This window comes from Streptomyces bullii, assembly GCF_042657145.1.
In the GTDB taxonomy this organism is placed as follows: domain Bacteria; phylum Actinomycetota; class Actinomycetes; order Streptomycetales; family Streptomycetaceae; genus Streptomyces; species Streptomyces bullii.
In genome coordinates this window covers 51749-76644 of the sequence record NZ_JBHSNY010000005.1, presented here as the reverse complement: position 1 = coordinate 76644, position 24896 = coordinate 51749, and the positions used below count along the sequence as shown (strand labels likewise).

The window sequence follows — 24896 nt, the reverse complement described above, 5'->3', positions numbered from 1 at the left end:
CGGTGCCGATGGTCCTCGCTCTGACTGTGTGCGGAATTGTCGTGGCCCTCGTGGTGGTGGGACTGTTCGTCTTCGGTCTGCGCCGCCGGCTGATCCAGCGTTCGGGCGGCACCTTCGACTGCAGTCTGCGCTGGAACGCCCCGCGGGACGGTGACCCCAGCGGCAAGGGCTGGGCGTACGGCGTGGCCCGGTACAACGGCGACCGCGTCGAGTGGTTCCGTGTCTTCTCCTACGCTCCCCGCCCGCGCCGGGTCCTGGAGCGCTCCGCGATCGAGGTGGCGGGCCGCCGCGTCCCGGAGGGCGAGGAGGAGCTGGCCCTGCTGTCCGACCATGTCGTCCTGGCCTGTCTGCACCGCGGCACCCGCCTGGAACTGGCGATGAGCGAGGACGCGCTGACCGGTTTCCTCGCGTGGCTGGAGGCAGCCCCGCCCGGACAGCGAGTGAACGTGGCTTAGCCACGTTCACTCGTCGGGTGAGGCTCCCCCCGGGACGACGTCCGGGGGGAGCGTCGAGGTCGCCTGAGATGTGGTGCTCGTAGGGCTTACTTCAGCCCGTTGTTGATCGCGTTCACCAGCTCGCCGTTGCTCGTGTCGCCGCTGAACTCCCAGAAGAAGGCTCCGCCGAGCCCCTGGTTCTTGGCCCAGGCCATCTTCGTGCCGATGGTGGCCGGCGTGTCGTACGACCACCAGTTGCTGCCACAGTGCGCGTACGCCGTGCCGCCGACGGTGCCGGTGGCCGGGCAGGAGCCCTTGAGGACCTTGTAGTCCTCGATGCCCGCCTCGTAGGTGCCGGGCGCCGGGCCGGTCGCGGTGCCGCCGGGGGCGGACTGGGTCACGCCGGTCCAGCCGCGGCCGTAGAAGCCGATGCCGAGCAGCAGCTTGCTCGCCGGCACGCCCTTGGCCTTGAGCTTGGCGATGGCCGCGGCCGAGTTGAAGCCCTCCTTGGGGATGCCGGTGTAGGACGTGAGCGGCGAGTGCGGGGCGGTCGGGCCGGTCTTGTCCCAGGCGCCGAAGTAGTCGTACGTCATCACGTTGTACCAGTCGAGGTACTGGGCGGCGCCGCCGTAGTCGGCCGCGTCGATCTTGCCGCCGGACGAGGCGTCGGCCGTGATGGCGGCGGTGATCAGGTAGTTCGAGCCGAACTCGGCACGTAGTGCCTGCGAGAGGTTCCTGAACGCCGCCGCGCCGGAGGTGTCGCAGGTCAGCCCGCAGGCGTTCGGGTACTCCCAGTCGATGTCGATGCCGTCGAAGACGTCGGCCCAGCGCGGGTCCTCGACCACGGCCTTGCAGGACTTGGCGAAGGCGGTGGCGTTGGCCGCGGCCTGGCCGAAGCCGCCGGAGTAGGTCCAGCCGCCGAACGAGTACAGCACCTTGATGTGCGGGTACTTCGCCTTCAGCTGGCGCAGCTGGTTGAAGTTGCCGCGCAGCGGCTGGTCCCAGGTGTCGGCGGTGCCGCTGACGGACTGGTCGGCGGTGTAGGCCTTGTCGTAGGCGGCGTAGGTGTCGTCGACGACGCACTTGCCGTCCTTGACGTTGCCGAACGCGTAGTTGATGTGCGTGATCTTCGACGCCGAGCCGGAGGTCACCAGGTTCTTGACGTGGTAGTTGCGGCCGTAGACGCCCCACTCGGTGAAGTAGCCGAGCTTGACCTTGTCACCGGTGGGCGGGGGCTCCTCGGTGCTGCCGCTGGTGCGCACCTTGACCGCGCCGCTGACCGGGCCGGTCTGGTCGGCGGTGTCCCGGGCCTGCACGGAGTAGGAGTAGTCGGTGCCCTTGGTCAGGCCGCTGTCCGTGTACGAGGTGGTCGTCACGGTGGCGACCTTGGCGCCGTCGCGCAGGACGTCGTAGTTCTTGACGCCCTTGTCGTCGGTGGCCGCGGCCCAGGACAGTTTCACCGAGGTGTCGGTGATGTTCGAGGCGGTGGGGGTGCCGGGCGCGGAGGGCGGGGTGTCACCGGGGACGGAGGTGCCGTCGCAGCTGCCGCCGTTGAGCCTGCAGTTGGCGGGGGAGCCGGAGCCGGAGCCGTTGAAGCCGAAGGAGACGGAGGCGCCGGGGGCGAGGGTGCCGTTCCAGGACTTGTTCTTGGCGGTCCAGTGGGTGCCGGAGGAGGTGACGTCGGCGTCCCAGGCGGAGGTGACGGAGGTGCCGGAGGGGAAGTCCCACTCGACGGTCCAGGAGCTGAGGGTCGTGGTGCCGGTGTTCTTCACCGTCCACTTGCCCTCGAAGCCGGAGCCCCAGTCCTGGGTCTTGGTGTAGGTGGCGGTCGCCGAGGCGGCGGCCTGGGCGGGGCTCGCGAGTCCGACCAGACCGGCGAGGGGGAGCAGCAGGGTCGCGAACCCTGCCGCGGCTCTGTGTCTGAAGCGCATGCCGCGCCTCCTAAGGGGGTTGTCGGGGGCATGACTGAGCCGGAGCGCAGTGCGGCGAGAATAGAAAGGTCTGGACCACGGGTCAATAGGTCTGGACCAGTCGTCCTCGGTTCATCCCCGGAACCGGTCAGATCCCCAACTCCTGCGCCAGCACGGCCGCTTGGACCCGGCTGCGCAGTCCCAACTTCCCCAGCAGACGGCTGACGTGCGTCTTCACGGTCGCCTCGGCCATGTCGAGCCGCTCGGCGATGACGGCGTTGGACAGGCCCTCCCCGAGGCAGGACAGCACCTGCCGCTCGCGCCGGGTGAGCTGACGGAGGACGGACGGGTCGGCCGCGGGCTCCCGTACGGGCCTGGCGGCGAACTCCGCGATCAGCCGGCGGGTGACGGCGGGCGCGATCAGGCCCTCGCCGCGGCCGACCGTACGGACGGCCTCCAGCAGGTCCTTCGCCTCGGTGTTCTTCAGCAGGAACCCGCAGGCGCCCGCGCGCAGCGCCCCGAAGACGTACTCGTCCAGGTCGAAGGTGGTCAGCACCAGCACGTCGGCGAGCTGCTCGGCGACGACCTGCCGGGTCGCCGACACCCCGTCCAGGCGGGGCATCTGAACGTCCATCAGCACCAGGTCGGGCCGCAGCTCGCGGGCGAGCGCCACGGCCTGCTCGCCGTCCGCCGCCTCGCCCACCACCTCGATGTCGGGCGCGCTGCGCAGGATGAGCACCAGCCCTGCCCGGACGGCGGACTGATCCTCGGCGACCAGGACGCGGATCATGCGGGGTCTCCTTCCGTGGTGGGCAGGGTGGCGCGTACGGCCCAGATCTTGCCGTCGGGTGTGCTCTCGGGTCCGGCCTCGAAGGTGCCGCCGAGCAGGGCGGTCCGCTCCCGCATGCCGACCAGCCCCGCCCCGGAACCGGGGGCGCGGGGCCCGCCCTGGTCGCCGTACGGACTGGTCACCGTGACGGTCAGCGAGCCGTCCCGCTGGGCGAGGGACACGGTGACCCGGCCGGGGCCGGCGTGCTTGAGGGCGTTGGTCAGCGACTCCTGGACGATGCGGTAGGCGGCGAGTTCGACCGGCGCGGGCAGCGCCGTGTGCTCGGTGTGGAGGGTGACGTCGAGGCCGTTGGTGCGGGCGCCCTCCACGAGCGAGCCGAGACCGTCGAGGGTCGGGGCGGCGACCGGTTCGAGGTCGCCGCTGCTGTCGCGCAGGATGCCGATCAGCCGCCGCATCTCGGAGAGACCCTCCACGCTGTTCTCGCGGATGACGCCGAGCGCCTCCCGGGAGGTCCTCGGATCGTCGAGGGAGAGGGCGGCCGTGGAGTGTATGGCGATCGCCGAGAGGTGGTTGGCGATCATGTCGTGCAGCTCGCGGGCCATCCGCGCACGCTCTGCGGTGACGGCCTGGGTGCGGTCCACCTCGGCGAGCAGCGCGGTCTGCTCGGCGCGCAGCCGGGCGGCCTCCGCGGCGTCGCGGTGGTAGCGCACCAGCGCGCCGGTGGCGGCCGGTCCGAACGACACGACACCCACCGCGAACCCGATGAGCAGCGCCTCCGGTGTCCGCCACCACACCACGAACCCGATCGTCGCGGCGACGGTCACCAGCCCCGTGGTGACGGGCAGGCGGCGGGCGGCGGCCGGGGTGCCGTACAGGGCGGCCGCGTACATCAGGTCCGTGTACATCACGATCGTCACCAGATTGCCCTTGGTGAACTGGTCGGCGACCAGCGCGAGCGTGCCGAGCGCCACGGCCGCCTGCGGCCTGGTCCGGCGCAGCAGTTCCAGGGGCGACATCACGGCGAGCGGCACCAGCGTCCATGCCCCCGGCACGTCCCGGCCGGGCGTGGTGTACAGGCCGATCGCCCAGACCAGCACGCCGCACAGCAGCCCGCCGGCCGCGATGTACACGTCGAAGCGGTGCGGGCGTGGTGGGAGGAGGGCCATGGGTCCATCCAACACGGCCGTCCCCTGTCCCGCCTGACCCTCGGGAAGGGTCCTGGACTGCATCCTTCGATGTACCGCGAGTTCGTCTCCGGTGACGACGATCCGGGCCGCCGCGCCCGCGAGTCTGAAAGGGTCATGGAAAGGAGCGAACCGTGATCGTCGCCCTGATCGCCGCCTGCGAGATCGGCTTCTGGGTGCTGCTGGCGGCCGGACTGGCCTTCCGCTATCCGCTGCGCATGCCGCGGACGGGCCTGGCCCTGTTGCTGTGCGAGCCCCTGCTGGAGATCGTCCTGCTGGTGGCCACCGCCCTGGACCTGAAGAACGGCGCCGAGCCGAACTGGACGCACGGCCTGGCCGCGCTCTACATCGGCTACACCGTCGGCCACGGCCACCGCACGGTGAAGTGGCTGGACGGTCACGCCGCCCACCGCCTCGGAGGCGGCCCGCCGCCGCGCAAGCCCCCGCGGTACGGCATGGCCCGGGCCCGGCACGAGGGCAAGGTGTGGCTCGGTACGGTGACGGCCGCCGCGGTGGCCACGGCACTGCTCCAGACCGCCATCTGGTACGTCGACGACCCCGGCCGCACCGGCACCCTGGAGAGCTGGCGGTACGTCGCCTGGCGGGCGGCCTGCCTGCACGGCCTGCTCGCGCTGTCGTACGCCCTGTGGCCGAGGAAGGCGCCGGTGGGCGTGGCCGGGGAGGCGCCCGGGAAGCGGGACGCGAACGACGGGAGCGACGTGAACGACCCGAGCGACGAGATCAGGGACGAGAGGGCGGCGGCGCGCCGGTGAGCCGCGGGGCGCGGCACCTGGGGGAGGGGAGCGCCACTCTCGCGATCGGCCTGGTGGTGTGGCTGTTCGCGGGGGACGTGGAGGTCCCGGCCGTCAGCCTGGCGAAGGCCGGGATCGTGATGATGTGCGTCGGCGGCGCCCAGGTCCTGTGGGGCCTGTACCGGTCGCTGCGCGCCGCCCGGCAGGACCGGTAGCGCGCCTCAGCGCTCCCCGCCCGGCACCCACAGCACGTCCCCGGCCTCCTTGTTCGCCGCCCGCGCCAGGATGAACAGCAGGTCGGACAGGCGGTTGAGGTAGGTGGCGGTGAGCGGGTTCATCGTCTCGCCGTGCGCCTCCAGCGCGGCCCAGGTGGAGCGCTCGGCGCGGCGCACGACCGTGCACGCCTGGTGCAGCAGCGCCGCGCCGGGGGTGCCGCCGGGCAGGATGAAGGAGCGCAGCTTCTCCAGTCCCGCGAGGAAACGGTCGCAGTCCGCTTCCAGCTTGTCGATGTAGAACTGCTCGACCCGCAGCGGCGGGTACTCCGGGTTCTCCACCACCGGCGTCGACAGGTCCGCGCCCACGTCGAACAGGTCGTTCTGCACGCGGGTGAGGACCTTGACGATCTCCTCGTCCAGGCCGCCCAGCGCGATGGCCGCGCCGATCACCGCGTTGGCCTCGTTGGCGTCGGCGTACGCGGCGATGCGCAGGTCGGTCTTGGCGACCCGGCTCATGTCGCCGAGGGCGGTGGTGCCCTGGTCGCCGGTCCTCGTGTAGATGCGCGTCAGATTGACCATGCCTGGAACGTAACCGATGGCCTGCCCCTGTGCCGAGGGCGGGCGGGGGTCATCGGTCGGATGCGATGTGGTCAAGGTCACCTGAGTGGTCACCGTGCGCATGTGCCCGATTGCGTCCCGTTGGCCGCCTTGGTGATCTTGTGTCTCCCGATACTTTGCCGAATGATCACATTATTTGCAGGATCTTGAAAGTGGGGGACCGTGAAGCCAATCGAAGATCTGCCCTCTCCCCAGGAGAGAGGGTGGATATGGCATGAGAAGAGCAGGAGCCTGCGCTGGATCGCCGGCGGGCTCGCTGTCCTCATGTCGGTGACGCTCCTGGAAGGCGCCGCGGCGGCTGCGCCTTCCGCCATGCCGGACGAGACGCCCAAGCAGAAGCCGAAGACGGTGACGGCCGCGGCGGACATCGCCTCGGCCAAGGTCGCCGCCCGGTTGTCGGGCAGGCGGGTCGAGGCGCTGAGCGAGCGCACCGAGACGTCGACGACGTGGGTGAACAAGGACGGCAGCCTGACCACGGAGCTGTCCGCGGGCCCGGTGCGCTTCGAACGGGGCGGCGACTGGGTCGACGTCGATGTGGACCTGCGCGCGTCGGGCGACGGGGTGGTGCCCGTGGCGCACCCCAACCGGCTGCGGCTGGCCGGTGAGACCGGCGTCCCCGCGAAGTCGCTGGGGGCCGCCCAAAAGGCCGAGGCCGTCGACCTGGTGACGCTCGGCGAGGGCGACGAGCAGATCACGCTCCAGTGGAAGGGCGGGCTGCCAAAACCCCGACTGGAGGGCACGCGGGCGGAGTACACGAACGCCTTACCCGGTGCGGACGTCGTGATCGAGGCGACGCGCACCGGGTTCGAGCAGTACGTCGAGCTCAAGCGCAAGCCGGACACGGGCGGTTACTCCTACACGCTGCCGCTCAAGGCCGAGGGGCTGAAGGTCAAGCAGCTCAAGGACGGCAGCCTGCTCTTCACCGACGAGAAGAGCAGAAAACGGGCTGTCATGCCCGCGCCGGTCATGTGGGACTCCACGGTCGACAAGCGCTCCGGTGAGCACACCAACCGGGCCAGGGTCGACATGAAGGCCGTCAGGACCAAGGGCGGCGTGGACCTCGTCGTCACCCCGGACGCGAAGTTCCTCGCGGATCCGGACACGAAGTACCCGGTCACCGTCGACCCGTCGACGTCGTCGCTGTCGAACGTCTTCGACACCTACGTGCAGCAGGGCGAGACGGTCGACTGGTCCACGGACACGGAACTGGACTTCGGCAACCCGGGCACCACGAACGCCGACGGCACGCCGCGCACCGCGCAGTCCTTCATCACCTGGAACTCCACGCCGGTCCAGGACGCGCTGGTCTCCAGCGCGAAGCTGAGCCTGTGGAACTTCCACTCCGGCAACACCGACTGCAAGCTCTACCCGTGGGAGGTGTGGGCCTCCGGGGCGGCCTCGACCGCCAGCCGGTGGACCAACCGCCCCGCGATGACGGCGAAGAAGGCCACCTCCACCGAGACCCGCGGCAACGCCGGCTGTTCCACACAGCCCGACGGCTGGATCAACGCCGACGTCACCACGCTGGTGCAGGAGTGGGCGTCGGCCAAGGCCACCCGCGGCCACATGGGTCTCCGCGCCTCCAGCGAGTCGGTGCCGGCGCAGTGGAAACGTGTCAACTCGGCCAACGCGGCCTCCAACCCGCCGAAGCTGGTCGTCACCTACAACTTCCGCCCGAAGACCGGCACCAGGCAGGAGGCCGGTCCGCCGTTCTTCTCCTACAGCGGCGCCTACATGGTGAACACCACCACGCCCACGCTGCGGGACACCTTCGTCGACGCCGACGGCGACAAGGTCAACGGCACCTTCCAGATCTACGACAACGCCACCAACACGCAGGTCGGTGACGTTCTCGTGTCCAAGTACGTGGCGTCAGGGTCGGCCGCCTCGGTGACGGTGCCGTCGGGCGTGCTGAGCAGTGGCAAGACGTACAAATTCCGCACCTCGCCGTACGACGGGACGCACTACAACAACGGCTGGTCGGCATGGAAGACCTTCACCGTCGACACATCGGCACCCTCCGCCCCCGGCAAGATCGTGTCCACGGACTACCCGACGGGCCAGTGGGTCAAGGGCGAGGGCCAGGCGGGCACGTTCACCGTCACTCCGCCCGCCGCGGACCACAACTGGCTGGAGTGGTCGCTGGACGGGGTGACCTGGACCAAGGTGACCACCGGCGGATCGACCGCCGACAAGAACATCAGCGTCACCCCGCCGCGCAACGGCACCCACACCCTCCAGGTCCGCTCGGTCGACAAGGCGGACAACAAGTCCGAGGCCAAGGAGTACGTCTTCCACGCCGGCTCGGGCGGTTTCGTCCAGCCCGCCGAGGGCGAGCGCACCGCACGCCGTCTGCCCCTCGTCGCCGAGGCGGAGGCAGGCAAGTACGACCAGGTCTCCTTCTCCTGGCGGCGTTCCGAGGCCGACCCGTGGGTGAGGATCCCCGTCGGGGACGTCACCTCCGGCGGTACCGCGCTCACCTCCTGGCCGGTGCCGTTGACCAACGGCAAGAACGCGGCGCTGGTGTGGAACGCCACCGGCACCGTCGACCCCGACGGCACCGTCCAGCTCAAGGCCGACTTCACCGGCCCGAACTCCGCCTCCAGCAGCACGGCCCCGCTCAGCGTCGTCGTGGACCGCGACGCTGACGGCGCGGCCACCACCGAAATCGGCCCCGGCTCGCTGAACCTGCTCACCGGTGACTACACGCTGTCCGAGCAGGACGCGTCGTTCTTCGGCATGACGGTCACCCGCACCGCCTCCTCACGCGACCCCGACCAGGGCGCCCGGCAGGAGGGGCAGGCCGCGATCTTCGGCAAGGAGTGGGTCGCCGGAACGGTCGCCGAGGACACGGAGAGCGAGTACAGCCACCTCCGCAGAATCTCCGACACCGCCGTCGCCGTGGTGCTGGCGGAGGGCGACGCTATCCACTTCACGGCGAACGCCGGCAAGACCGGCTGGGTGGCCGAACCGGGCTGGGAGGACCTGACCCTCAAGGGCAGTGTGACCGGCTCGTTCACGCTCAGCGACACGGACGGGACCGTGACGACGTTCACCAAGCCCGGTGCCGCGGCCACCACCTGGCCGGTCTCCAGCACCCTGCTGGACGGCCTGACGAACTCCACCACCAAGGTGGTCTCCGAGACCGTCACCGTGGACGGCAAGACCCTGTCCCGCCCCAAGCGGATCATCGCCCCCACCTCGGCGGCGACCGCGGCCACCTGCGAGACCACCCCGGCCACCAAGGGCTGCCGGGCCCTGGAGTTCGTCTACGCCACCTCCACCACGGCCACCGGCACCGAGTCCGACGCGGACTTCGGCGACTTCACCGGCCAGGTCAAGCAGATCCGGCTGTGGTCCACCGGCCCCGGCGCGAGTGCCGCGACGGCGACCGCCGTCGCCACGTACCGCTACGACTCCCAGGGGCGGCTGCGCCAGTCCTGGGACCCGCGCATCGGCCAGCAGGCCGAGACGCAGTACGCCTACCACGAGGGCCGCGTCACCTGGCTGCAGCCGCCCGGTGAGCTGCCGTACTCGTTCACGTACGGCAACGCCGGCAGCGGCACCGTGCCAGGCGCCGGGATGCTGCTCAAGACGACGCGCCCGACGCTGCGGCAGGGCACGGTGGACACCGTCGAGGGCGAGGCGGAGACCAGCGTCGTCTACGGCGTTCCGCTCACCGGGAGCAAGGCGCCGTACGCCATGGGGGCGTCCGACGTGGACGACTGGGGCCAGCTCGACGCCCCCAGCGACGCCACCGCGGTCTTCCCGGCCGACTCCGTCCCCGCGTCGAACGACGGCGCGAACCTCACCTCCACCGGCTACGGCCGGGCGACCGTCCACTACCTCAACGCCTCCGGCCGCGAGGTGAACACCGCCACTCCCGGCAAGCACATCAGCACCACCGAGTACGACCGGTACGGCAACACGGTCCGGGAACTGACCGCGGCCAACCGGGCACTGGCGCTCGGCACCACGGACGCGGACAAGGACGCCCTGACCGATCTGGGCATCGTCTCCCGGTCCTCCGCCGAGCGCGCCCACCTGCTGTCGACGTCCTCGCTGTACAACGAGAGCGGCACGCGGGAGCTGGAGGAGTTCGGGCCGATCCGCCGGGTGGACCTGAGCGAGGACCTCAAGGACGGCACCACGGTCCTGGTCGAGGCGGGCACCTCCGTACCGGCCCGGTCCTGGACGGTCAAGGAGTACGACGAGGGCCGCCCGACCGACGGCACGGCGACGATCAAGGACCAGGTCACCCTGGAGATCAGCGGTGCCCGGGTACGCGACTACTACTCGGTCATGAGTGAGAAGCGCGTCACCGAGACCCAGTACGACTGGGCCAAGGGCCTGCCCACGCTCACCATCCAGGACTCGGGCGGCCTCAACCTCACCACGACGACCGGGTACGACGCCCAGGGCCGGATCACCTCCCAGATCCTGCCGGGCGGCACGGGCGACGACGCCGCCACGCGGGTCACCGAGTACTGGTCGGCGGACGGCACCGGCTGGTGCAAGGGCCGCCCGGAGTGGGCCGACCAGGTCTGCTGGACCGGACCGGCCGGCGACATCACCGGCGGCGGGTCCAACCCGGCCCAACTGCCGGACACGATCACCGAGTACGGCTACTACGGCCAGGTCACCAAGGTCACCGACACCGCGGGCGGCCAGGCCCGCACCACCACCACGACACACGACGAGGCGGGCCGTCCGCGCACGACCACGGTCAGCGGTGGCCTGGGACAGGCCGTCCCGGAATCGACCACCGAGTACGACCCGGCCACCGGCAAGGTCACCAAGGTGACGTCCCCCACCGGAGGGACCATCACCAAGGTTTATGACAAGCTCGGCCGGCTCATCTCCTACACCGACGCGGACGGAGGCAGGACCACCACCGAGTACGACCGTCTGGACCGTCCGGTCAAGACCGGCGACAGCGTTCCCTCGACGGTGACCTACACCTACGACCACACGGCGGAGCCCCGCGGCCTGGTGACCAGGACCAGCGACTCCGTCGCCGGGGACTTCACGGTCGCCTACGACGCGGACGGATCGGTCGCCAAGGAGAAGCTCCCCGGTGGCTACACGCTGACCGTCGCCGAGGACCCCACGGGCGCCGCCGTGTCCCGGGTCTACACCCGTGACAGCGACGGAACGACGGTCTACACCGACACCGTCACCGAGAACGTCCACGGCCAGGTCAGCAGCCACCAGGGCTGGTCCGCCCAGAAGTACCGCTACGACAGGGCCGGGCGGCTCACCGACGTCGACGACACGGTCGGCGAGGTGTGCACCCGACGGAGCTACGCCTTCGACCGGCGCGCCAACCGCAAGTCCCTGACCACGGCCACGGCCGAGCCGGGCAGCGCCTGCACCTCGACGGGAGGCACCACCACCGGCCACACCTTCGACAGCGCCGACCGGCTCGTCGACACGGGTTACGTCTACGACGCCTTCGGCCGTACCACCGCCCTGCCGGGCAGCGAGATCGGCTACTACGCCAACGACCTCGTGCACCGGCAGACCTCCAACGGCAAGCGCCAGACGTGGCAGCTCGACGCCGCCCTGCGCTTCCGCTCCTGGACGGTGGAGACCGGCGGCGGCACCACCTGGACGCGGACCGCGTCCAAGGTCAACCACTACGACGGCGACGGCGACAACCCCCGCTGGATCGTGGAGGACACCGCCACCGGTGCGCTCACCCGCAACGTCGAGTCCCCGGGCGGGGACCTGGCCGCCACCACCGGCAAGGCCGGCGACACGGTTCTGCAGCTCACGACCATCCACGGTGACGTGGCGCTGCAGCTCCCGCTGGACACGAGCCAGGCACCCACGGCGCTGGACTCCGACGAGTACGGCAACGCCCGGCCCGGCCAGCCGGCCACCCGCTACCGCTGGCTCGGCGCCAAGCAGCGCTCGGCCGAGACCCTCACCGGCCTCACCCTCATGGGGGTCCGCCTCTACAACCCCACCACCGGACGCTTCCTGTCCATCGACCCGGTCTACGGGGGAAGCGCCAACGCGTACGAGTACACGTACGCCGACCCGGTGAACAAGTACGACCTCGACGGCCGTTGGGTGGCCTGGGTGGGGCGTGCGGCCCAGTGGTGCTGGAGGTCGTGCCGGAAGATCGGCCGCTACGCCCGCAAGGCGTGGCGGGGTGCCCGCAGCGTGGTGCGCAACACCCGCGTCAAGTGCATGTGGCCCTACCGCAACGGCGGGGGCGGCTGCTCCCTGAGCTGGAAGGGACGGCAGGTCTTCAGGGTCGACGTCCACCCGGTGCGCGGAAAGTGGTACTCGTGGGTGCCGCACTACCACCGGCGGCCTGGCATGAAGTACCACCGGCCGTGGGACCGGCCGAGGGACAACAGGGGACGCTATCTGCCCTGGTGGCGCCGGTTCTAGGACCGGTGCGGCATTCCCCGTGAGGGCACGGGCGACCCAGTGGTACGGGCCGCCCGTGCCCCCGCGGGTACACAGACAGACGCAAAGAGCGAGAGTGCGAGGATGCACACATGGATGCACTTCCGGCCGACGCCGTGATGGTGTTCGACCGCGACGGGGGACTGTCGGTCTTTCCGTCCGCCGACGCGGCAGCGGAATGGCTCGAGGCGCCCGACGTCGCGGACGGCGAATATCCGGACGCCTACACTCCGGACGGACGCGTCGTCCTGGTGACGGCCCCGCAGGGCTGGCGCGGGCCCGTCGTCGTCGAGACGACGGAACGGGTCGACGAAGAGGCGCTGGAGCGGCGGGTCACCGCCTACTGGGACCGTCACGGACGGGGGCGGAGCGATGCTCCGGGAGTCGCGGAGACGGCGATTCTCCTGCTGGAGAAGTAGCCGGAGGGACAGCGGCCGCCCGAGGCTGTCGCTGTCTCCCCGCGGGCAACTGCGCACGGTTCACGCGCTGTCGGTCGCGCTGACCCTCACCGCTGTCGTGGGCGGCTGCCTGTGGGGGACGGCGGCGTTCCTCAACCTGCTGATCCCGGCACTGGGATCGTACGCCGCGGTGCTGCTGGTCCGTATGGGCCTGCCCGGGACGCGTCCGCCGGGGCGTCGCCCGTCACGCTCCGGCCGTCCGGAACACCCGTGTGCCCACCGCCACGGCCGGCGCCGCGAGGCCGACGGCCACGAGGACGCCGTACAGCATGTGCGCCGTCCCGTAACCGCCGGCGTACGCCTCCCGGACCGCGTCCACCAGGTACCGCACAGGGCGACGAGGTCGAGGCGGTCCCGCCCCGGGGCGGCTTGAGGGAGGGGACGACCACTGCATGGAGGGCAGCCACGACGCGCCGCCGCCGCCCTCCCGGCTGTGGAGCATCCACGGCACCCTGGGGCGCGCGATGGCCGCCGGACGCGACCGCGACGAGTCTCCCGCGAGACGCCGGCGCTGCCGGAGGAGAGGGAAGGCCTGTTGAGCGAGAAGGCGCTCAACTAGGCCGTCCGTGGCGCGGAATGACCCGCCCCGGTGTGATGTCCGTCATGTGAGACGTGACGCGCATTACTTACCGGTCACACCGGCCCTTGCGAGCGCTAGTGTCCGCCCGAGAGGCAGACATAAACAGCGTGTCAGGGGAGTCGCACAGTGGCAGGGAAGCTCGCCGTCATCGGAGCCGGCCTCATGGGTTCCGGCATCGCCCAGGTCTCCGCGCAGGCGGGCTGGGACGTCGTCCTGCGCGACGTCACCGACGAGGCGCTGAAGCGGGGCACCGACGGCATCAAGGCCTCGTACGACAAGTTCGTCGCCAAGGGGAAGATGGAGGCGCACGACGCCGACAACGCCCTCGCCCGCATCACCGCGACCACCGACCTGGACGCCGTGGCCGACGCGGACGTCGTCGTCGAGGCCGTTTTCGAGAAGCTCGAGATCAAGCACGAGATCTTCCGCACGCTCGACAAGCTCGTGAAGGACGACGCCGTCCTCGCCTCCAACACCTCCGCCATCCCGATCACCAAGATCGCGGCCGTGACGGAGCGCCCGGAGCGGGTCGTCGGCACGCACTTCTTCTCGCCGGTGCCGATGATGCAGCTGTGCGAGCTCGTCCGCGGCTACAAGACCAGCGACGAGACCCTCGCCAGGGCCCGCGGGTTCGCCGAGTCGGTCGGCAAGACCTGCATCGTCGTCAACCGCGACGTCGCCGGTTTCGTGACGACCCGTCTCATCTGCGCCCTCGTCGTCGAGGCCGCGAAGCTGTACGAGTCGGGCGTGGCCAGCGCCGAGGACATCGACCTGGCGTGCAAGCTGGGCTTCGGCCACGCGATGGGCCCGCTGGCGACGGCGGACCTGACGGGCGTCGACATCCTGCTGCACGCTACCAGCAACATCTACACCGAGTCCCAGGACGAGAAGTTCGCCGCGCCGGAGCTGATGCGCCGGATGGTTGACGCCGGTGACATCGGACGCAAGAGCGGGCAGGGCTTCTACAAGCACTGAAACCGCACATGCCCCGAGGTGCATCACACCTCGGGGTGAATTCGGTATCGGTTCGCCAACAGATGGCAACCTCCAAGCCCTCAAAGCAGTCAGAGGTTGCAACACCGGCATCAGAACTGCTTCAGAACGCGGAGTACGAGACGCACGCACGGGGAGCGCATATGCACATCAGGGGCGACCACGCCGAGCTGGTCGTCGGGGGCCGCCTCGACGTCCGCAGCGCGGCGGACGCCCGTACGGTCCTGCACTCGGCCGTCGACGACGGAGTCGGCGACCTGGTGCTCGACCTGTCCGAACTGGACTCCTGGGACGCCACCGGACTCGGTGTGATCATGGGGGCCCATCGGCGGGCCGGCCGCTGCGGCCGGCGGCTGGTGCTGCGCGGCGTTCCGCCGCAGATGCAGCGCCTGCTGGTGGCCACCCGGTTGCACCGGATCCTGGCGATCGAGGGAGGCATCGGGGTGGAGACGCTGCCCCGCGTGTGACATCCCGTACGGGTGTGGACCGGGCGACCGGGGGTGACCCGGACCGACGCCGGCGCATCGCGCGACGCGCACAATCCTCACGAGACTGTGACGTCTCGGACGACGCGGTACCCCGGACTGTCGTAGATACTGAGCGAAGGTTTAGGGTTCGGCTGCCCGCTGCCTTGCCACCCTTCGAGCGGGCCCGGACCAGAAGCGACAGCGCGGTGTGCAGCAAGGCCGGGAGGGGCTACAGGCACACGACGCTTTTGGGGGCTTGAACCCATGGACCCTAACAACCGGGGACCCGAGGAGCACGGCCATGACGGTGACGGCCACGCGCCGCGCCAGCGCCCGCCCAGGGAATCCCTCGCATCCGACTTCGGCCAGCACGCGCCCGCGCTGGCCCGCACGGTGCAGCTCGTCTCCGGCGACTTCCTGCTCACCGTCAACCCCGTCGACGGCAGCGAGATAGAGGCCTGCCCGCCCGCCGAGCGGCCCGGCCCGCCCGCCAAGCTGACGGCGGCCGAGCGCGCCGAGGTCGACCGCGCGGCCAGGCCGCCCGTCCCGGCCGGCCCTGCGCTGCCCGCGCTGCCGCTGCTGGCCCGTCAGGACGAACGCGAGCAGCTGGTGCGGCTCCTCGCCCGCGGCCGCTCCGTACGCCTCACCGGCCCCGCCGGGTCCGGCCGCACCCGCCTCCTGGACACCGTCGCCGAGGACTGCGCGGACCTGGCCCCCGACGGCGTCGTACGCCTCAGCGGCTGCCACCGCACGGCCGACGACCTCCTCCACGACCTCTTCTACGCGGTCCACAACGCCCCCCTGCACCGGCCGGCCCGCGCCCAGCTGCTCGAATCCGTCCGCCAGATCGGCGCCGTCGTGGTCGTGGACGACCTGGAGTTCGGCGGCGCGGCGCTCGACGAGCTGCTGGAGGCCACCCCCGAGTGCGCCTTCCTGATGGGCGCCACCCCGGACGTGCCGGCCCCCTCCGCCGACTCGGGCGTCGAAGAGGTCGTCCTGCCCGGCCTCGACCGCGCGGCCGGCCTCGACCTGCTGGAGCACGCCGTCGGCCGCCGCCTCACCGAGGAGGAGGCCAACTGGGCCGGCGACCTGTGGTTCGAGTCCGAGGGCCTGCCGCTGCGGTTCGTCCAGGCCGGGGCCCTGCTCAGGCAGCGCGACCGGCTGCGTGCCGGTGCCCTCGCCGACGAGTTCGGCGCCGTGGAGGACGCCCGGCCGGACGACATCTCCTTCGACGCCGGGAACGACGAGGTGCCGCTGCCCTCGCTCGGCGAGGCCGCCGCGCCCGCCCCGCTGCTCGCCTCCAGGCTGAGCGCCTCCGCGCGGGCCACCCTGCGCTTCGCCGTCGCCCTCGGCGGCGAGGTGCCGCACCAGGCGCACCTGCCCGCCCTGGTCGGCGACACCCACGCGGACGCCGCGCTCGGCGAGCTGGCCGCAGCCGGCCTGGTCTCCCCGGCCGGCTCCGGCTACCGGCTCGCCGCCGGGGTGCTCACCCAGCTGGAGGCCGCCGGATACGCCGACGACGCCCAGACGCAGGCCCGTGCCGCCGCCCAGCACTACGCCTGGTGGGCCGGGCACCCCTCGGTCACCCCGGAGCGCGTGTGCGCCGAGGCCGACGCCGTGCTCGCCGCGCTGGGCGTGCTCGTCCCGGCCACGACCCCGCCCGTCGAGGGCGAGGAGAGCACCGCGGTGCTGCTGGCCCGCACGGCGGCACCCGCCTTCGCCGCGGGCCTGCACTGGAGCGGCTGGGAGCAGGCGCTGCGCGCCGGCGCCGAGGCCGCCCGGCTCGCCGGGGACGTGACCGAACAGGCCTACTTCCACCACGAACTCGGCATCCTCGCGCTGTGCCACGGGCAGCTCGACCGGGCCCGCGCCGAGCTGGAGACCTCCATCGGGCTGCGCGGCGCGCTCGCCGACAAGCGCGGCATCGTCGCCGGCCGCCGCGCCCTCGCCCTGGTCGCCGACCGCTCCGGCAGCCCCCTGGCCCTCGCGTCGATGGCGGGGGAGGAGGTGCCCGACATCCGGCACGAGGAGCCGGCCTCGCCGCCCCGCGGGGTCCCGGCGGCCTTCCCGCACCTCCAGCCGCCCGCCGACACGGGCCTGGTCACCCACCGCATCCCGCCCGCGTCCTCGCCGCACGCCTCGTCGCGCAAGGCGCGGGGCGGCGTCAGGGGCCTGGCCCGGCGCAACCTCGTCGCGGCGGGCGCCGGCGCGGTGCTCGTCGCCGTGCTCGGCACGGTGGTGACCCTCGGCGCCACGTCCGACAACGACGCCGGCAATCCGTCCGACCACGTGGGCGTCAACCCGTCCGCCAGTCAGGGCCTGGACGACGGCAGCCTCGGCGCCGACCGGCCCGCGAAGAACGGCGGCGGCACCGGCGAGGCGACCAGCCGCCCGACCGACCCCGGCCCGGACGGCACGTACGGCACGTCCGACGACCCGACGCCGACGGACAAGCGGTCGGCCAAGCCGTCGGACGACCCGAGCGGGACCCGGGGCTCCGGAGGCGGTTCCTCGAGCTCGCCGTCCAAGTCCCCGTCGAAACCGCCGTCCACGCCGACCAAGCCGCCGTCCTCGACGACGAAGCCTCCGACGACGCCGACGACACCGTCCTCGCCGACGCCCACGGATCCCGGGACGCCCACGGAGACGACGCCACCGCCGTCGACCGAGCCGTCCACCTCCGACTCGGCCAGCGGCCCGGCCTCCAGCGCGCCGGTCTCCTCCAGCGCGCCCGCGAGCGCGCCGGAGAGCACCGTCGCGGGCACGTCCGGCGACTCGGACTCGGCCGCGGTGATCTGAGGCCGCTCACGGACAGCGGGGCCGGGTCCGTCTGCCGGACCCGGCCCCGCTGAACGTCGTACCGCTTCCTCTCCCGCCCGCCCGGGGCCGTCCGCTCAGGACCTTCTGTGCGAACTGCCCGCTCGAAGCCGCCCGTTCAGAACAGCCGCAGCTTGTCGTCCTCGATGCCCCGCAGCGCGTCGTAGTCGAGGACCTGGCAGCCGATGCCCCGGTCGGTCGCGAGGACGCGGGCCTGGGGCTTGATCTCCTGGGCGGCGAAGATGCCCCGCACCGGGGCGAGATGGGGATCGCGGTTCAGCAGCTCCAGGTAGCGGGTGAGCTGTTCCACGCCGTCGATCTCGCCGCGGCGCTTGATCTCGACCGCGACGGTCTGCCCGTCCGCGTCCCGGCACAGGATGTCGACCGGCCCGATGGCCGTCGGGTACTCGCGGCGGATGAGGGTGTAGCCCTCGCCGAGCGTCTCGATGCGGTCGGCGAGCAGTTCCTGCAGGTGCGCTTCCACGCCGTCCTTGATGAGGCCGGGATCCACGCCCAGTTCGTGCGTGGAATCGAGCAGGATCTCCTCCATCGTGATGATGAGCTTCTCGCCCGCCTTGTTGATGACGGTCCAGACGCCCTCTTCCTCGCCGGTGCCCTCCTTCAGCGTGCAGGGCGGCGACATCCAGTTCAGGGGCTTGTAAGCCCGGTCATCAGCGTGAATGGAGACGCTGCCGTCCGCCTTGACCAGGATCAGGCGGGGGGCCGAGGGGAGGTGGGCGGTGAGCCGCCCGGCGTAGTCCACGGAGCAGCGGGCAATGACGAGACGCATGGTCGGCAACGCTACTGGACGGGCCAGGGTGCACGCGATTCGCCCTGGAAAACGCATGTTCCGCGATGGCCGATTACCTGCCCACAGGAAGTTCCCCATCCGGGGATTCTCCTGGTGCCGTCACGGTCCGTTGCTTACCGTATTGAACGGGAGGTCGCGATCTGTGTACGCAGCGTGCGCGATATGTGCGAACTCCCCTATCTGTCCGGCAACCCCTGCTCTTCAGGGGTGCGAGAGGAGAACCCATGTCGCTCGACGTCTCACCGGCCCTACTCGAACAGGCCGAGCGAGGCGAGGTCGACGAAGCTGCCTTCGTCGACTGCGTCCGGACCTCCCTGCCCTACGCGTGGGAGATGGTCAGCTCCCTGGTGGCTCAGCTGAAGGTGGACGGCGGCCAGTTCGCCGACAACCAGACGCCCCCGCCGGACGAGCAGGCACGCGGTCAGCTGCTGCGTGCGCTCGCGAGTGACGCGATACGCGGCGCGCTGCAACGGCACTTCGGTGTGCGGCTGGCTTTCCAGAACTGCCACCGGGTGGCGGTGTTCCCGCTTGACTCCTCGGTCGACGAGACGCTGGCACGTTTCACCTCGGTCCGCAGCCAGCTGCTGAACCAGTCACCGGAACTGCGCGACTGCTGACGCAGACAAGCCGCTGGTGTGCCGCTCCCGTACGCGGGAGGTGCGAGAGTACCGGGGCGGCAAACTTTCGTGACGTTCCCCGAGGGGCCGCGAGTCACTCGGGGGACACTGCGGACGGCCGACGGCCGCGCCGTGCGCCGGAGCCGGTCACCGGAGCCGGGGCAGCACCTCGGCCCCGAGCCGCCGTACGTTCTCCTCGGTGGCCGCCAGGTCTCCGGAGCCCTCGACGAGCAGCGCGAAATGGGAGATACCGGTCCGCTCGCTGGTGGCCGCGAGCCGGTCGGCACACAGCCGCGGCGTGCCCACCGGGTGCAGGCCGCAGAGCAGTTCGGTGTACGCCAGCGGGTCACGCATCTGACGTGCCCGGCCGTCCACCGTGACATGGGCCTCCAGACCCTGCTTCAGCCAGCCCGGCATCGCCTTGGTCAGCGCCTCCACCGCGTCCGTGCGCCGGTCCGCGATCTGGCAGACGCCGGCCGACACATGGGCCGCGCCGTGGATCTCCTCCGGCGGCCGCCGGCACGCCCGCGCGTGCCGCCGCCACAGGGCGACCATCTCGGCCTTCTCCTCGTCCCCGACGTGCATCCCGAGCAGCATCGGCAGACCGCGCTCCGCGGCCAGCCGCACACTCGCCGGCGAGGTGCAGGCGACCACGACCTCGGGCCCCTCGATCTCCGTCAGCGCCTCCGACGGCCGTGGCACGACCGGGACTTCACGGAAACGGAAGCGCTCCCCGTCGGCCGCCACGGACGCCTCGCGCAGCCAGCGCACCAGCAGATCGAGTGATTCCGGGAACCCCTTCTCGTAGGCTTCCAGGCCCATGCCGAACACCTCCAGGTCCACCCACGGACCGCCGCGCCCGACGCCCAGCGTGAAACGCCCGCCGCTGGTGAGGTGCAGCAGCGCGGCCTGTTCGCCGAGCGTCACGGGGTGGGTGGTGGGCAGTACGCTGACCGCCGTACCGACCCGGATGCGGCGGGTGCGGCCCAGCAGGAAGGCGGCCAGGGTGACGGCCGACGGACAGGTGCCGTACGGCACGAAATGGTGCTCGGCCAGCCAGACCGTGTCGAGCCCGGCCACCTCGGCCACCTCGGCCGAGCGGACCGCGCGGTGCAGCGCCTCCCCCTCGCCCTGCCCCGGGAACTGGGCCGCCAACACGAAACTTCCAACGCGCATCGCTTCCTGCTTCCTTGGCTCCGACACGGAGCTCCCCCACAGGGCATAACCGTCTGACACGTGCCGAGGACACGGCCCGGCGGATGATTTTGCGGATTGTCTGCTGAATGGCCGCTCGGGAGGGGAACCCCGACGCCGTCGCGAGAGATTGTGGTGATTGGTGGCGTACGCGTACCCCCGTCGGCGCCGCGTAGGCTGGACACGGCCCGTGCTTCCTGTATAGCCCCGTGAGGTGTCCCGTGTCCCCGCGTCGCAACCGACCCAAGGGCGCCGGTTCGTCCGGCCGGAGCGCCGAGGACGACCGTCCCGGCCGCTACGGCGGCTGGCAGTCCTCGGAGACCTGGCAGGGCGAGGACTGGAGCGTGCGGCACGTGGCGGGCGCGAGCGCGCAGGGCAAGTCCTACCGCTGCCCCGGTTGCGAGCAGCTGATCCCGGACGGAGTGCCGCACGTGGTGGCCTGGCCGTCGTACGCGGGCGTCGACGACCGCCGCCACTGGCACCGGGCGTGCTGGAACGCCAAGGACCGCCGCACCACGCGGGTGCAGCGGTCCCGTAACGCGCCGAGGTTGTGAGGCTGTCGGTCCTGCGGGGTTCAGACGTCCCGCTTCTCCAGCAGCGCGAACGCGCCGGCGAACGCGGCGGCCGTCACGCCGAGCATGATCCACAGCGGGTCCCAGCCGGACGGGCCGGTATCGCTCAGGGAGTTGGCGTAGAAGACGCTGAGCTGGTTGGGGATCGAGTACTCGAACAGGGCCTGGCGGACCTTGTCCAGGGACTCCGAGAACATGAACAACGCGATCACCAGCGGGGCGAGCACCGCGCCGATCATGATGGTGATGGCGCCCGCTGAGTGCCGGATCATCGAGCCGACGGCGAGCGAGACCGTGCCGAGCAGCGCGATGTAGAGCGCGATGCCGAGCGTGCCCTTCAGCCACTCCCCGCCGGAGGGCGACCTGACCTCGCCGTCCAGCATCGCCACGTGCAGGAAGGCGACGAGCGAGGCGGACACCAGCGTCACCACGAACGCGACCAGGAAGAACACGATGGCCTTCGCGGCCAGCACCCGCCCCCGGCTCGGACAGGCGGTCATCGTGGTGCGGATCATGCCGGTGCCGTACTCGGAGGCCGTGGTCAGCACGCCGAGCGTGATGATGCACATGCTGCCGAGCAGCAGACCGAAGAAGCCGAGGCCCAGCGTGTTCTCACCGGACTGGCCCGGGTCGGAGCCGGCCACCACCACGCCGGTCAGCACACCGATGCCGACGACGAGCAGGACGAACACGCCGAGCGTCCACATCGTGGAGCGCACCGACCTGATCTTCGTCCACTCGGAGGCGATCGCGTGCCCGAGGTGCGTGCGCACCACCGGGATCGGCGAGGTGTACGTGGGGCCGGCCGAGCCGGGGGCGGGATACGGGGCACCGGGCGCCGTCTGCCAGGTGGGCGCGGCCTGCGGCATCGAGGGCTGGGGCGTGCTCATCGGGCGTCCTCGGACTTGGTCACGTCGGTCGGGGCGGCGGGCCGGGCGGCGGCCGGCGCCTGCTGGGGCGGCGCGGGCGGCTGGGCCGGCGGCTGCGCCGGGGCCGGGGGCTGCGCGGGCGCCTGGGGCGCGGGCTGCGCCGGCGCCTGGCCTTGGGGTGTGGGCGCCTGAGGCGTGGGCTGCGCGTACGGGTTGGGCGTACCCGCGCCCGGCACCACGGGCGCGCCGTACGGGCCCGCAGGCGCCTGGACCGGGGCGCCCTGCGGCGGCTGCGCACCCTGCTGGGGCGGCGGCGGGGCGTACCAGCCGGGCTGGCCCTGCCCGGGCACCGGCATCGGCGGCTGCGCGCCGGGCGGCAGGGGCTGCTGGAGCCCTTCCTTCTGGTCGATGGTGGAGCGGTAGTCGACGGCGCCCTGCGTCATCCGCATGTACGCCTCCTCCAGGGAGGCCTGGTGCGGCGACAGTTCCCACAGCCGTACGTCGTGGTCGTGCGCGATGTCGCTGATGCGCGGCAGCGGCAGGCCGGTCACGCGCAGCGCGCCGTCCTGCTCGGGCAGGACGTGCCCGCCGGCCTCGGTGAGCGCGGCCGACAGCTTCTCGCGCTGCTGCGGCTCGGTGTCGGGCGTGCGCACCCGTGCGAAATCGGCGGAGTTGGCCGAAATGAAGTCCTTCACGCTCATGTCGGCGAGCAGTTGTCCGCGCCCGATGACGATGAGGTGGTCGGCGGTGAGCGCCATCTCGCTCATGAGGTGGCTGGAGACGAACACCGTTCGCCCCTCCGCCGCCAGGGACTTCATCAAGTTCCGCACCCAGAGGATGCCCTCGGGGTCGAGGCCGTTGACCGGCTCGTCGAACAGCAGCACCTGCGGGTCGCCGAGCAGCGCGGCGGCGATGCCGAGCCGCTGGCCCATGCCGAGGGAGAACCCCTTGGACCGCTTCCTGGCCACTTCCTGCAGGCCCACGACCCCGAGCACTTCGTCGACGCGTCTGGCCGGGATGCCGGAGAGCTGGGCGAGGGACAGCAGATGGTTGCGGGCGGCCCGGCCGCCGTGCACGGCCTTGGCGTCCAGCAGGGCGCCGACCTGGCGGGGGGCGTTGGGCAGCTTGCGGTACGGATAGCCGCCGATCGTGACGTGACCCGCGGTGGGATTGTCCAGGCCGAGGATCATCCGCATCGTCGTCGACTTGCCCGAGCCGTTCGGCCCGAGGAAGCCGGTCACGGCTCCGGGCCGCACCTGGAAGGAAAGGTTGTACACAGCGGTCTTGTCGCCGTAGCGCTTGGTCAGGCCGACTGCTTCGATCATGCTCCGCACCCATCGCAAGGTTCAGGACAGCGGGGCACACGCCCCCGTAAGGGTTAGGAGGATATCCACGCGCTGACGGTTCCGCCCAAGAGCGAGTAAAAGGTCACGCGGGGCGGCCCCGCCTACGCGTCGCGCCTCTTCAGTACGACGTACCCCCCGGCCAGCGCGGCCAGCACCCACAGCGCCATGATGCCCAGGCCGCCCCAGGGCCCGTACGGCCGGTCGTCGCCGACCGGGGTGACCACCTGCATGATGGTGCTGCCGGCCTGGTCGGGCAGATACCGGCCGACCTTCTTCGTCGCGTCGACGTTGCCGAGGATGTTGGAGACCAGGAAGAAGAACGGCATCAGGATGCCCAGCGACAGCATCGGCGAGCGCAGCATCGCGGCGACGCCCATCGAGAACATCGCGATGAGGGTCATGTAGAGCCCGCCGCCGATGACGGCCCGCAGGACTCCCGGCTCGCCGACGGACGTCCTGCGCTCGCCCAGCATCGCCTGTCCGAGGAAGAAGGCGGCGAAGCTGGTGGCCAGGCCGACCGCCAGGGCGAGCCCGCTCGCGACCGCGATCTTGCTGAACAGGAAGGTGCCGCGCTGCGGCACGGCGGCCAGCGAGGTGCGGATCATGCCCGTGCTGTACTCGTTCGACACGACCAGCACACCGAACACGATCATGGCGAGCTGGCCGAGGCTCATGCCCGCGAAGCTGATGAACGTCGGATCGAAGTCCACTCTCTCCTGGGCGCCCATCCTGTCGAACTCGTTCTTCGACAGCGCCGAGATCAGCATGCCGAGCGCGATGGTGACGACCACCGCGAGGGAGAGCGTCCACACGGTGGACGCCACTGACCGGATCTTGGTCCATTCCGACCGGATGACCTGGGTCGCCGCCATGTCAGCCCTTCCTCCAGCCCTCGCCCCACTGCTGCTGCGCGGCGGGTGAGGCTTCGGCGTGTGCGTGGTACTCCACCGACTCCGCGGTCAGCTGCATGAACGCCTCCTCCAGCGAGGCCTGTTGCGGGCTGAGCTCGTGCAGGGTGATCCGGTGCCGCGCCGCCAGCTCACCGATGTGCTCGGCCTTGCCGCCGTCCACCTCCAGCGTCCCGCCACCCGCCTCCACGGCCGTGATCCCCGCCTCGCGCAGCACGTCGAGCAGCCGCTCCCGCTGCGGCGTGCGGATGCGCACGTACGACCGGGAGTTGCGCTCGATGAAGTCGGCCATGGACGTGTCGGCGAGCAGCCGGCCCTGCCCGATGACGACGAGGTGATCGGCGGTCAGGGCCATCTCGCTCATGAGGTGGCTGGAGACGAACACCGTCCGGCCCTGCGCGGCCAGGGACTTCATCAGCGTGCGGATCCAGTGGATGCCCTCGGGGTCGAGGCCGTTGACCGGTTCGTCGAACATCACGATCCGCGGGTCGCCGAGCAGCGCGGCGGCGATGCCGAGCCGCTGCCCCATGCCCATCGAGAAGCCCTTGGTCTTCTTGCGCGCGACCGCCGTCAGCCCGACCGTCTCCAGCACCTCGCTCACCCGCTGCTTCGGGATGCCGTTGCTCTGCGCGAGGCACAGCAGGTGGTTGTAGGCACTGCGCCCGCCGTGCCAGGCCTTGGCCTCCAGCAGGGCGCCGATGTACGTCAGCGGGTCCTTGAGCTGGTCGTAGTGCTTGCCGTCGATCCGCACGTCCCCGGCGGTCGGCCGGTCCAGGCCGAGGATCATCCGCATGGTGGTCGACTTGCCCGCGCCGTTGGGGCCGAGGAAGCCCGTGACCATCCCCGGTCTGACGGCGAAGGACAGGTTGTTCACCGCCACCTTCTCGCCGTACCGCTTGGTCAGCCCCTCGAGCTCGATCATGCGGCCCACGCTAGAA

20 protein-coding genes and 1 pseudogene are annotated in these 24896 nt (G+C 71.3%); 10 read left to right on the top strand and 11 right to left on the bottom strand.

All coding sequences use genetic code 11. From position 1 onward, the window contains the following. Nucleotides 1-8 precede the first annotated feature (8 nt). On the top strand, nt 9-455 hold the full coding sequence (locus tag ACFPZJ_RS14985; RefSeq protein WP_381021414.1) for a DUF2550 domain-containing protein: 447 nt from the start codon (nt 9-11) through the stop codon (nt 453-455). 86 nt (nt 456-541) lie between these two features. On the opposite strand, the gene ACFPZJ_RS14980 is transcribed toward ACFPZJ_RS14985, so the two are convergent. From ACFPZJ_RS14980 to ACFPZJ_RS14970, 3 genes are all read right to left on the bottom strand, one after another. Then, nucleotides 542-2365 carry a glycosyl hydrolase family 18 protein gene (locus tag ACFPZJ_RS14980; RefSeq protein ID WP_381021413.1) on the bottom strand — a complete coding sequence of 608 codons (1824 nt, stop codon included), beginning with the start codon at nt 2363-2365 and terminating at the stop codon, nt 542-544. 127 nt (nt 2366-2492) lie between these two features. Beyond that, nucleotides 2493-3134, bottom strand: coding sequence for a response regulator (locus tag ACFPZJ_RS14975; RefSeq protein ID WP_381021411.1), 642 nt, complete (start codon nt 3132-3134; stop codon nt 2493-2495). Next, entirely contained in the window at nt 3131-4300 is a 1170-nt protein-coding gene (locus tag ACFPZJ_RS14970) for a sensor histidine kinase (RefSeq protein WP_381021409.1), read from the bottom strand. The genes ACFPZJ_RS14975 and ACFPZJ_RS14970 overlap by 4 nt, the downstream gene beginning before the upstream one ends. A gap of 152 nt (nt 4301-4452) precedes the next feature. On the opposite strand from ACFPZJ_RS14970, the gene ACFPZJ_RS14965 reads away from it, so the two are divergent. Next, nucleotides 4453-5091: a hypothetical protein gene (locus ACFPZJ_RS14965; RefSeq protein WP_381021408.1), complete on the top strand. Its 639-nt coding sequence runs from the start codon at nt 4453-4455 to the stop codon at nt 5089-5091. Next, nucleotides 5088-5285 carry a DUF5708 family protein gene (locus tag ACFPZJ_RS14960; protein WP_381021406.1) on the top strand — a complete coding sequence of 66 codons (198 nt, stop codon included), beginning with the start codon at nt 5088-5090 and terminating at the stop codon, nt 5283-5285. The genes ACFPZJ_RS14965 and ACFPZJ_RS14960 overlap by 4 nt, the downstream gene beginning before the upstream one ends. A 6-nt stretch (nt 5286-5291) precedes the next feature. Here the strand turns inward: ACFPZJ_RS14960 and ACFPZJ_RS14955 are convergent, their stop codons facing one another. Then, a complete protein-coding gene (locus ACFPZJ_RS14955) occupies nt 5292-5864 on the bottom strand; it encodes a cob(I)yrinic acid a,c-diamide adenosyltransferase (protein WP_381021404.1) in 573 nt (190 codons plus the stop codon). A 303-nt stretch (nt 5865-6167) separates the two neighbouring features. On the opposite strand from ACFPZJ_RS14955, the gene ACFPZJ_RS14950 reads away from it, so the two are divergent. Together ACFPZJ_RS14950 and ACFPZJ_RS14945 are read left to right on the top strand one after the other, a co-directional pair. Continuing rightward, a complete protein-coding gene (locus ACFPZJ_RS14950; protein WP_381022122.1) occupies nt 6168-12308 on the top strand; it encodes a DNRLRE domain-containing protein in 6141 nt (2046 codons plus the stop codon). Between the two features lie 110 nt (nt 12309-12418). Then, nucleotides 12419-12745, top strand: a complete 327-nt coding sequence (locus ACFPZJ_RS14945; RefSeq protein WP_381021403.1) for a hypothetical protein — start codon at nt 12419-12421, stop codon at nt 12743-12745. Between the two features lie 223 nt (nt 12746-12968). Here ACFPZJ_RS14945 and ACFPZJ_RS14940 read toward each other — a convergent pair. Continuing rightward, a pseudogene (locus ACFPZJ_RS14940) lies at nt 12969-13118 on the bottom strand (ABC transporter permease); the annotation flags it as partial. A gap of 372 nt (nt 13119-13490) precedes the next feature. Between ACFPZJ_RS14940 and ACFPZJ_RS14935 the strand changes: the two are divergent. The 3 genes from ACFPZJ_RS14935 to ACFPZJ_RS14925 all read left to right on the top strand — a co-directional run bounded on the left by ACFPZJ_RS14935 (nt 13491) and on the right by ACFPZJ_RS14925 (nt 17623). Next, a complete protein-coding gene (locus tag ACFPZJ_RS14935; RefSeq protein ID WP_381021401.1) occupies nt 13491-14339 on the top strand; it encodes a 3-hydroxyacyl-CoA dehydrogenase family protein in 849 nt (282 codons plus the stop codon). Nucleotides 14340-14500: 161 nt separating this feature from the next. Next, nucleotides 14501-14824 carry an STAS domain-containing protein gene (locus ACFPZJ_RS14930; RefSeq protein ID WP_003993003.1) on the top strand — a complete coding sequence of 108 codons (324 nt, stop codon included), beginning with the start codon at nt 14501-14503 and terminating at the stop codon, nt 14822-14824. A gap of 264 nt (nt 14825-15088) precedes the next feature. Next, nucleotides 15089-17623, top strand: a complete 2535-nt coding sequence (locus tag ACFPZJ_RS14925; protein WP_381021400.1) for a P-loop NTPase family protein — start codon at nt 15089-15091, stop codon at nt 17621-17623. A gap of 136 nt (nt 17624-17759) precedes the next feature. Here the strand turns inward: ACFPZJ_RS14925 and nucS are convergent, their stop codons facing one another. Continuing rightward, nucleotides 17760-18431: an endonuclease NucS gene (gene nucS / locus ACFPZJ_RS14920; RefSeq protein WP_381021399.1), complete on the bottom strand. Its 672-nt coding sequence runs from the start codon at nt 18429-18431 to the stop codon at nt 17760-17762. Nucleotides 18432-18676: 245 nt separating this feature from the next. Between nucS and ACFPZJ_RS14915 the strand changes: the two genes are divergently transcribed. Then, a complete protein-coding gene (locus ACFPZJ_RS14915; RefSeq protein WP_381021397.1) occupies nt 18677-19069 on the top strand; it encodes an SCO5389 family protein in 393 nt (130 codons plus the stop codon). A gap of 147 nt (nt 19070-19216) precedes the next feature. Here ACFPZJ_RS14915 and ACFPZJ_RS14910 read toward each other — a convergent pair whose 3' ends face one another. Further along, entirely contained in the window at nt 19217-20245 is a 1029-nt protein-coding gene (locus ACFPZJ_RS14910; protein WP_381021395.1) for an LLM class flavin-dependent oxidoreductase, read from the bottom strand. A gap of 239 nt (nt 20246-20484) precedes the next feature. Between ACFPZJ_RS14910 and ACFPZJ_RS14905 the strand changes: the two genes are divergently transcribed. Beyond that, entirely contained in the window at nt 20485-20817 is a 333-nt protein-coding gene (locus ACFPZJ_RS14905) for an ATP/GTP-binding protein (RefSeq protein WP_381021394.1), read from the top strand. Between the two features lie 20 nt (nt 20818-20837). Here the strand turns inward: ACFPZJ_RS14905 and ACFPZJ_RS14900 are convergent, their stop codons facing one another. The 4 genes from ACFPZJ_RS14900 to ACFPZJ_RS14885 form a co-directional block, all read right to left on the bottom strand. Beyond that, on the bottom strand, nt 20838-21725 hold the full coding sequence (locus ACFPZJ_RS14900) for an ABC transporter permease (protein ID WP_381021393.1): 888 nt from the start codon (nt 21723-21725) through the stop codon (nt 20838-20840). Beyond that, the gene (locus ACFPZJ_RS14895; protein WP_381021391.1) at nt 21722-23029 is read right to left on the bottom strand and encodes an ABC transporter ATP-binding protein; all 1308 of its coding nucleotides are present in this window, start codon (nt 23027-23029) and stop codon (nt 21722-21724) included. The genes ACFPZJ_RS14900 and ACFPZJ_RS14895 overlap by 4 nt, the downstream gene beginning before the upstream one ends. Nucleotides 23030-23151: 122 nt before the next feature. Then, nucleotides 23152-23922, bottom strand: coding sequence for an ABC transporter permease (locus ACFPZJ_RS14890; protein WP_381021389.1), 771 nt, complete (start codon nt 23920-23922; stop codon nt 23152-23154). Nucleotide 23923: 1 nt separating this feature from the next. Further along, the gene (locus tag ACFPZJ_RS14885; protein WP_381021387.1) at nt 23924-24880 is read right to left on the bottom strand and encodes an ABC transporter ATP-binding protein; all 957 of its coding nucleotides are present in this window, start codon (nt 24878-24880) and stop codon (nt 23924-23926) included. Nucleotides 24881-24896 lie beyond the last annotated feature (16 nt).

What these genes read in the sequence shown, in the direction of transcription:
- ACFPZJ_RS14985 (WP_381021414.1), top strand. Translation starts at nt 9, where the DNA reads ATGGTCCTCGCTCTGACTGTGTGCGGAATTGTCGTGGCCCTCGTGGTG.
- ACFPZJ_RS14980 (WP_381021413.1), bottom strand. Translation starts at nt 2,365, where the DNA reads ATGCGCTTCAGACACAGAGCCGCGGCAGGGTTCGCGACCCTGCTGCTC.
- ACFPZJ_RS14975 (WP_381021411.1), bottom strand. Translation starts at nt 3,134, where the DNA reads ATGATCCGCGTCCTGGTCGCCGAGGATCAGTCCGCCGTCCGGGCAGGG.
- ACFPZJ_RS14970 (WP_381021409.1), bottom strand. Translation starts at nt 4,300, where the DNA reads ATGGCCCTCCTCCCACCACGCCCGCACCGCTTCGACGTGTACATCGCG.
- ACFPZJ_RS14955 (WP_381021404.1), bottom strand. Translation starts at nt 5,864, where the DNA reads ATGGTCAATCTGACGCGCATCTACACGAGGACCGGCGACCAGGGCACC.
- ACFPZJ_RS14950 (WP_381022122.1), top strand. Translation starts at nt 6,168, where the DNA reads ATGTCGGTGACGCTCCTGGAAGGCGCCGCGGCGGCTGCGCCTTCCGCC.
- ACFPZJ_RS14945 (WP_381021403.1), top strand. Translation starts at nt 12,419, where the DNA reads ATGGATGCACTTCCGGCCGACGCCGTGATGGTGTTCGACCGCGACGGG.
- ACFPZJ_RS14930 (WP_003993003.1), top strand. Translation starts at nt 14,501, where the DNA reads ATGCACATCAGGGGCGACCACGCCGAGCTGGTCGTCGGGGGCCGCCTC.
- ACFPZJ_RS14925 (WP_381021400.1), top strand. Translation starts at nt 15,089, where the DNA reads ATGGACCCTAACAACCGGGGACCCGAGGAGCACGGCCATGACGGTGAC.
- nucS (WP_381021399.1), bottom strand. Translation starts at nt 18,431, where the DNA reads ATGCGTCTCGTCATTGCCCGCTGCTCCGTGGACTACGCCGGGCGGCTC.
- ACFPZJ_RS14915 (WP_381021397.1), top strand. Translation starts at nt 18,677, where the DNA reads ATGTCGCTCGACGTCTCACCGGCCCTACTCGAACAGGCCGAGCGAGGC.
- ACFPZJ_RS14910 (WP_381021395.1), bottom strand. Translation starts at nt 20,245, where the DNA reads ATGCGCGTTGGAAGTTTCGTGTTGGCGGCCCAGTTCCCGGGGCAGGGC.
- ACFPZJ_RS14900 (WP_381021393.1), bottom strand. Translation starts at nt 21,725, where the DNA reads ATGAGCACGCCCCAGCCCTCGATGCCGCAGGCCGCGCCCACCTGGCAG.
- ACFPZJ_RS14895 (WP_381021391.1), bottom strand. Translation starts at nt 23,029, where the DNA reads ATGATCGAAGCAGTCGGCCTGACCAAGCGCTACGGCGACAAGACCGCT.
- ACFPZJ_RS14890 (WP_381021389.1), bottom strand. Translation starts at nt 23,922, where the DNA reads ATGGCGGCGACCCAGGTCATCCGGTCGGAATGGACCAAGATCCGGTCA.
- ACFPZJ_RS14885 (WP_381021387.1), bottom strand. Translation starts at nt 24,880, where the DNA reads ATGATCGAGCTCGAGGGGCTGACCAAGCGGTACGGCGAGAAGGTGGCG.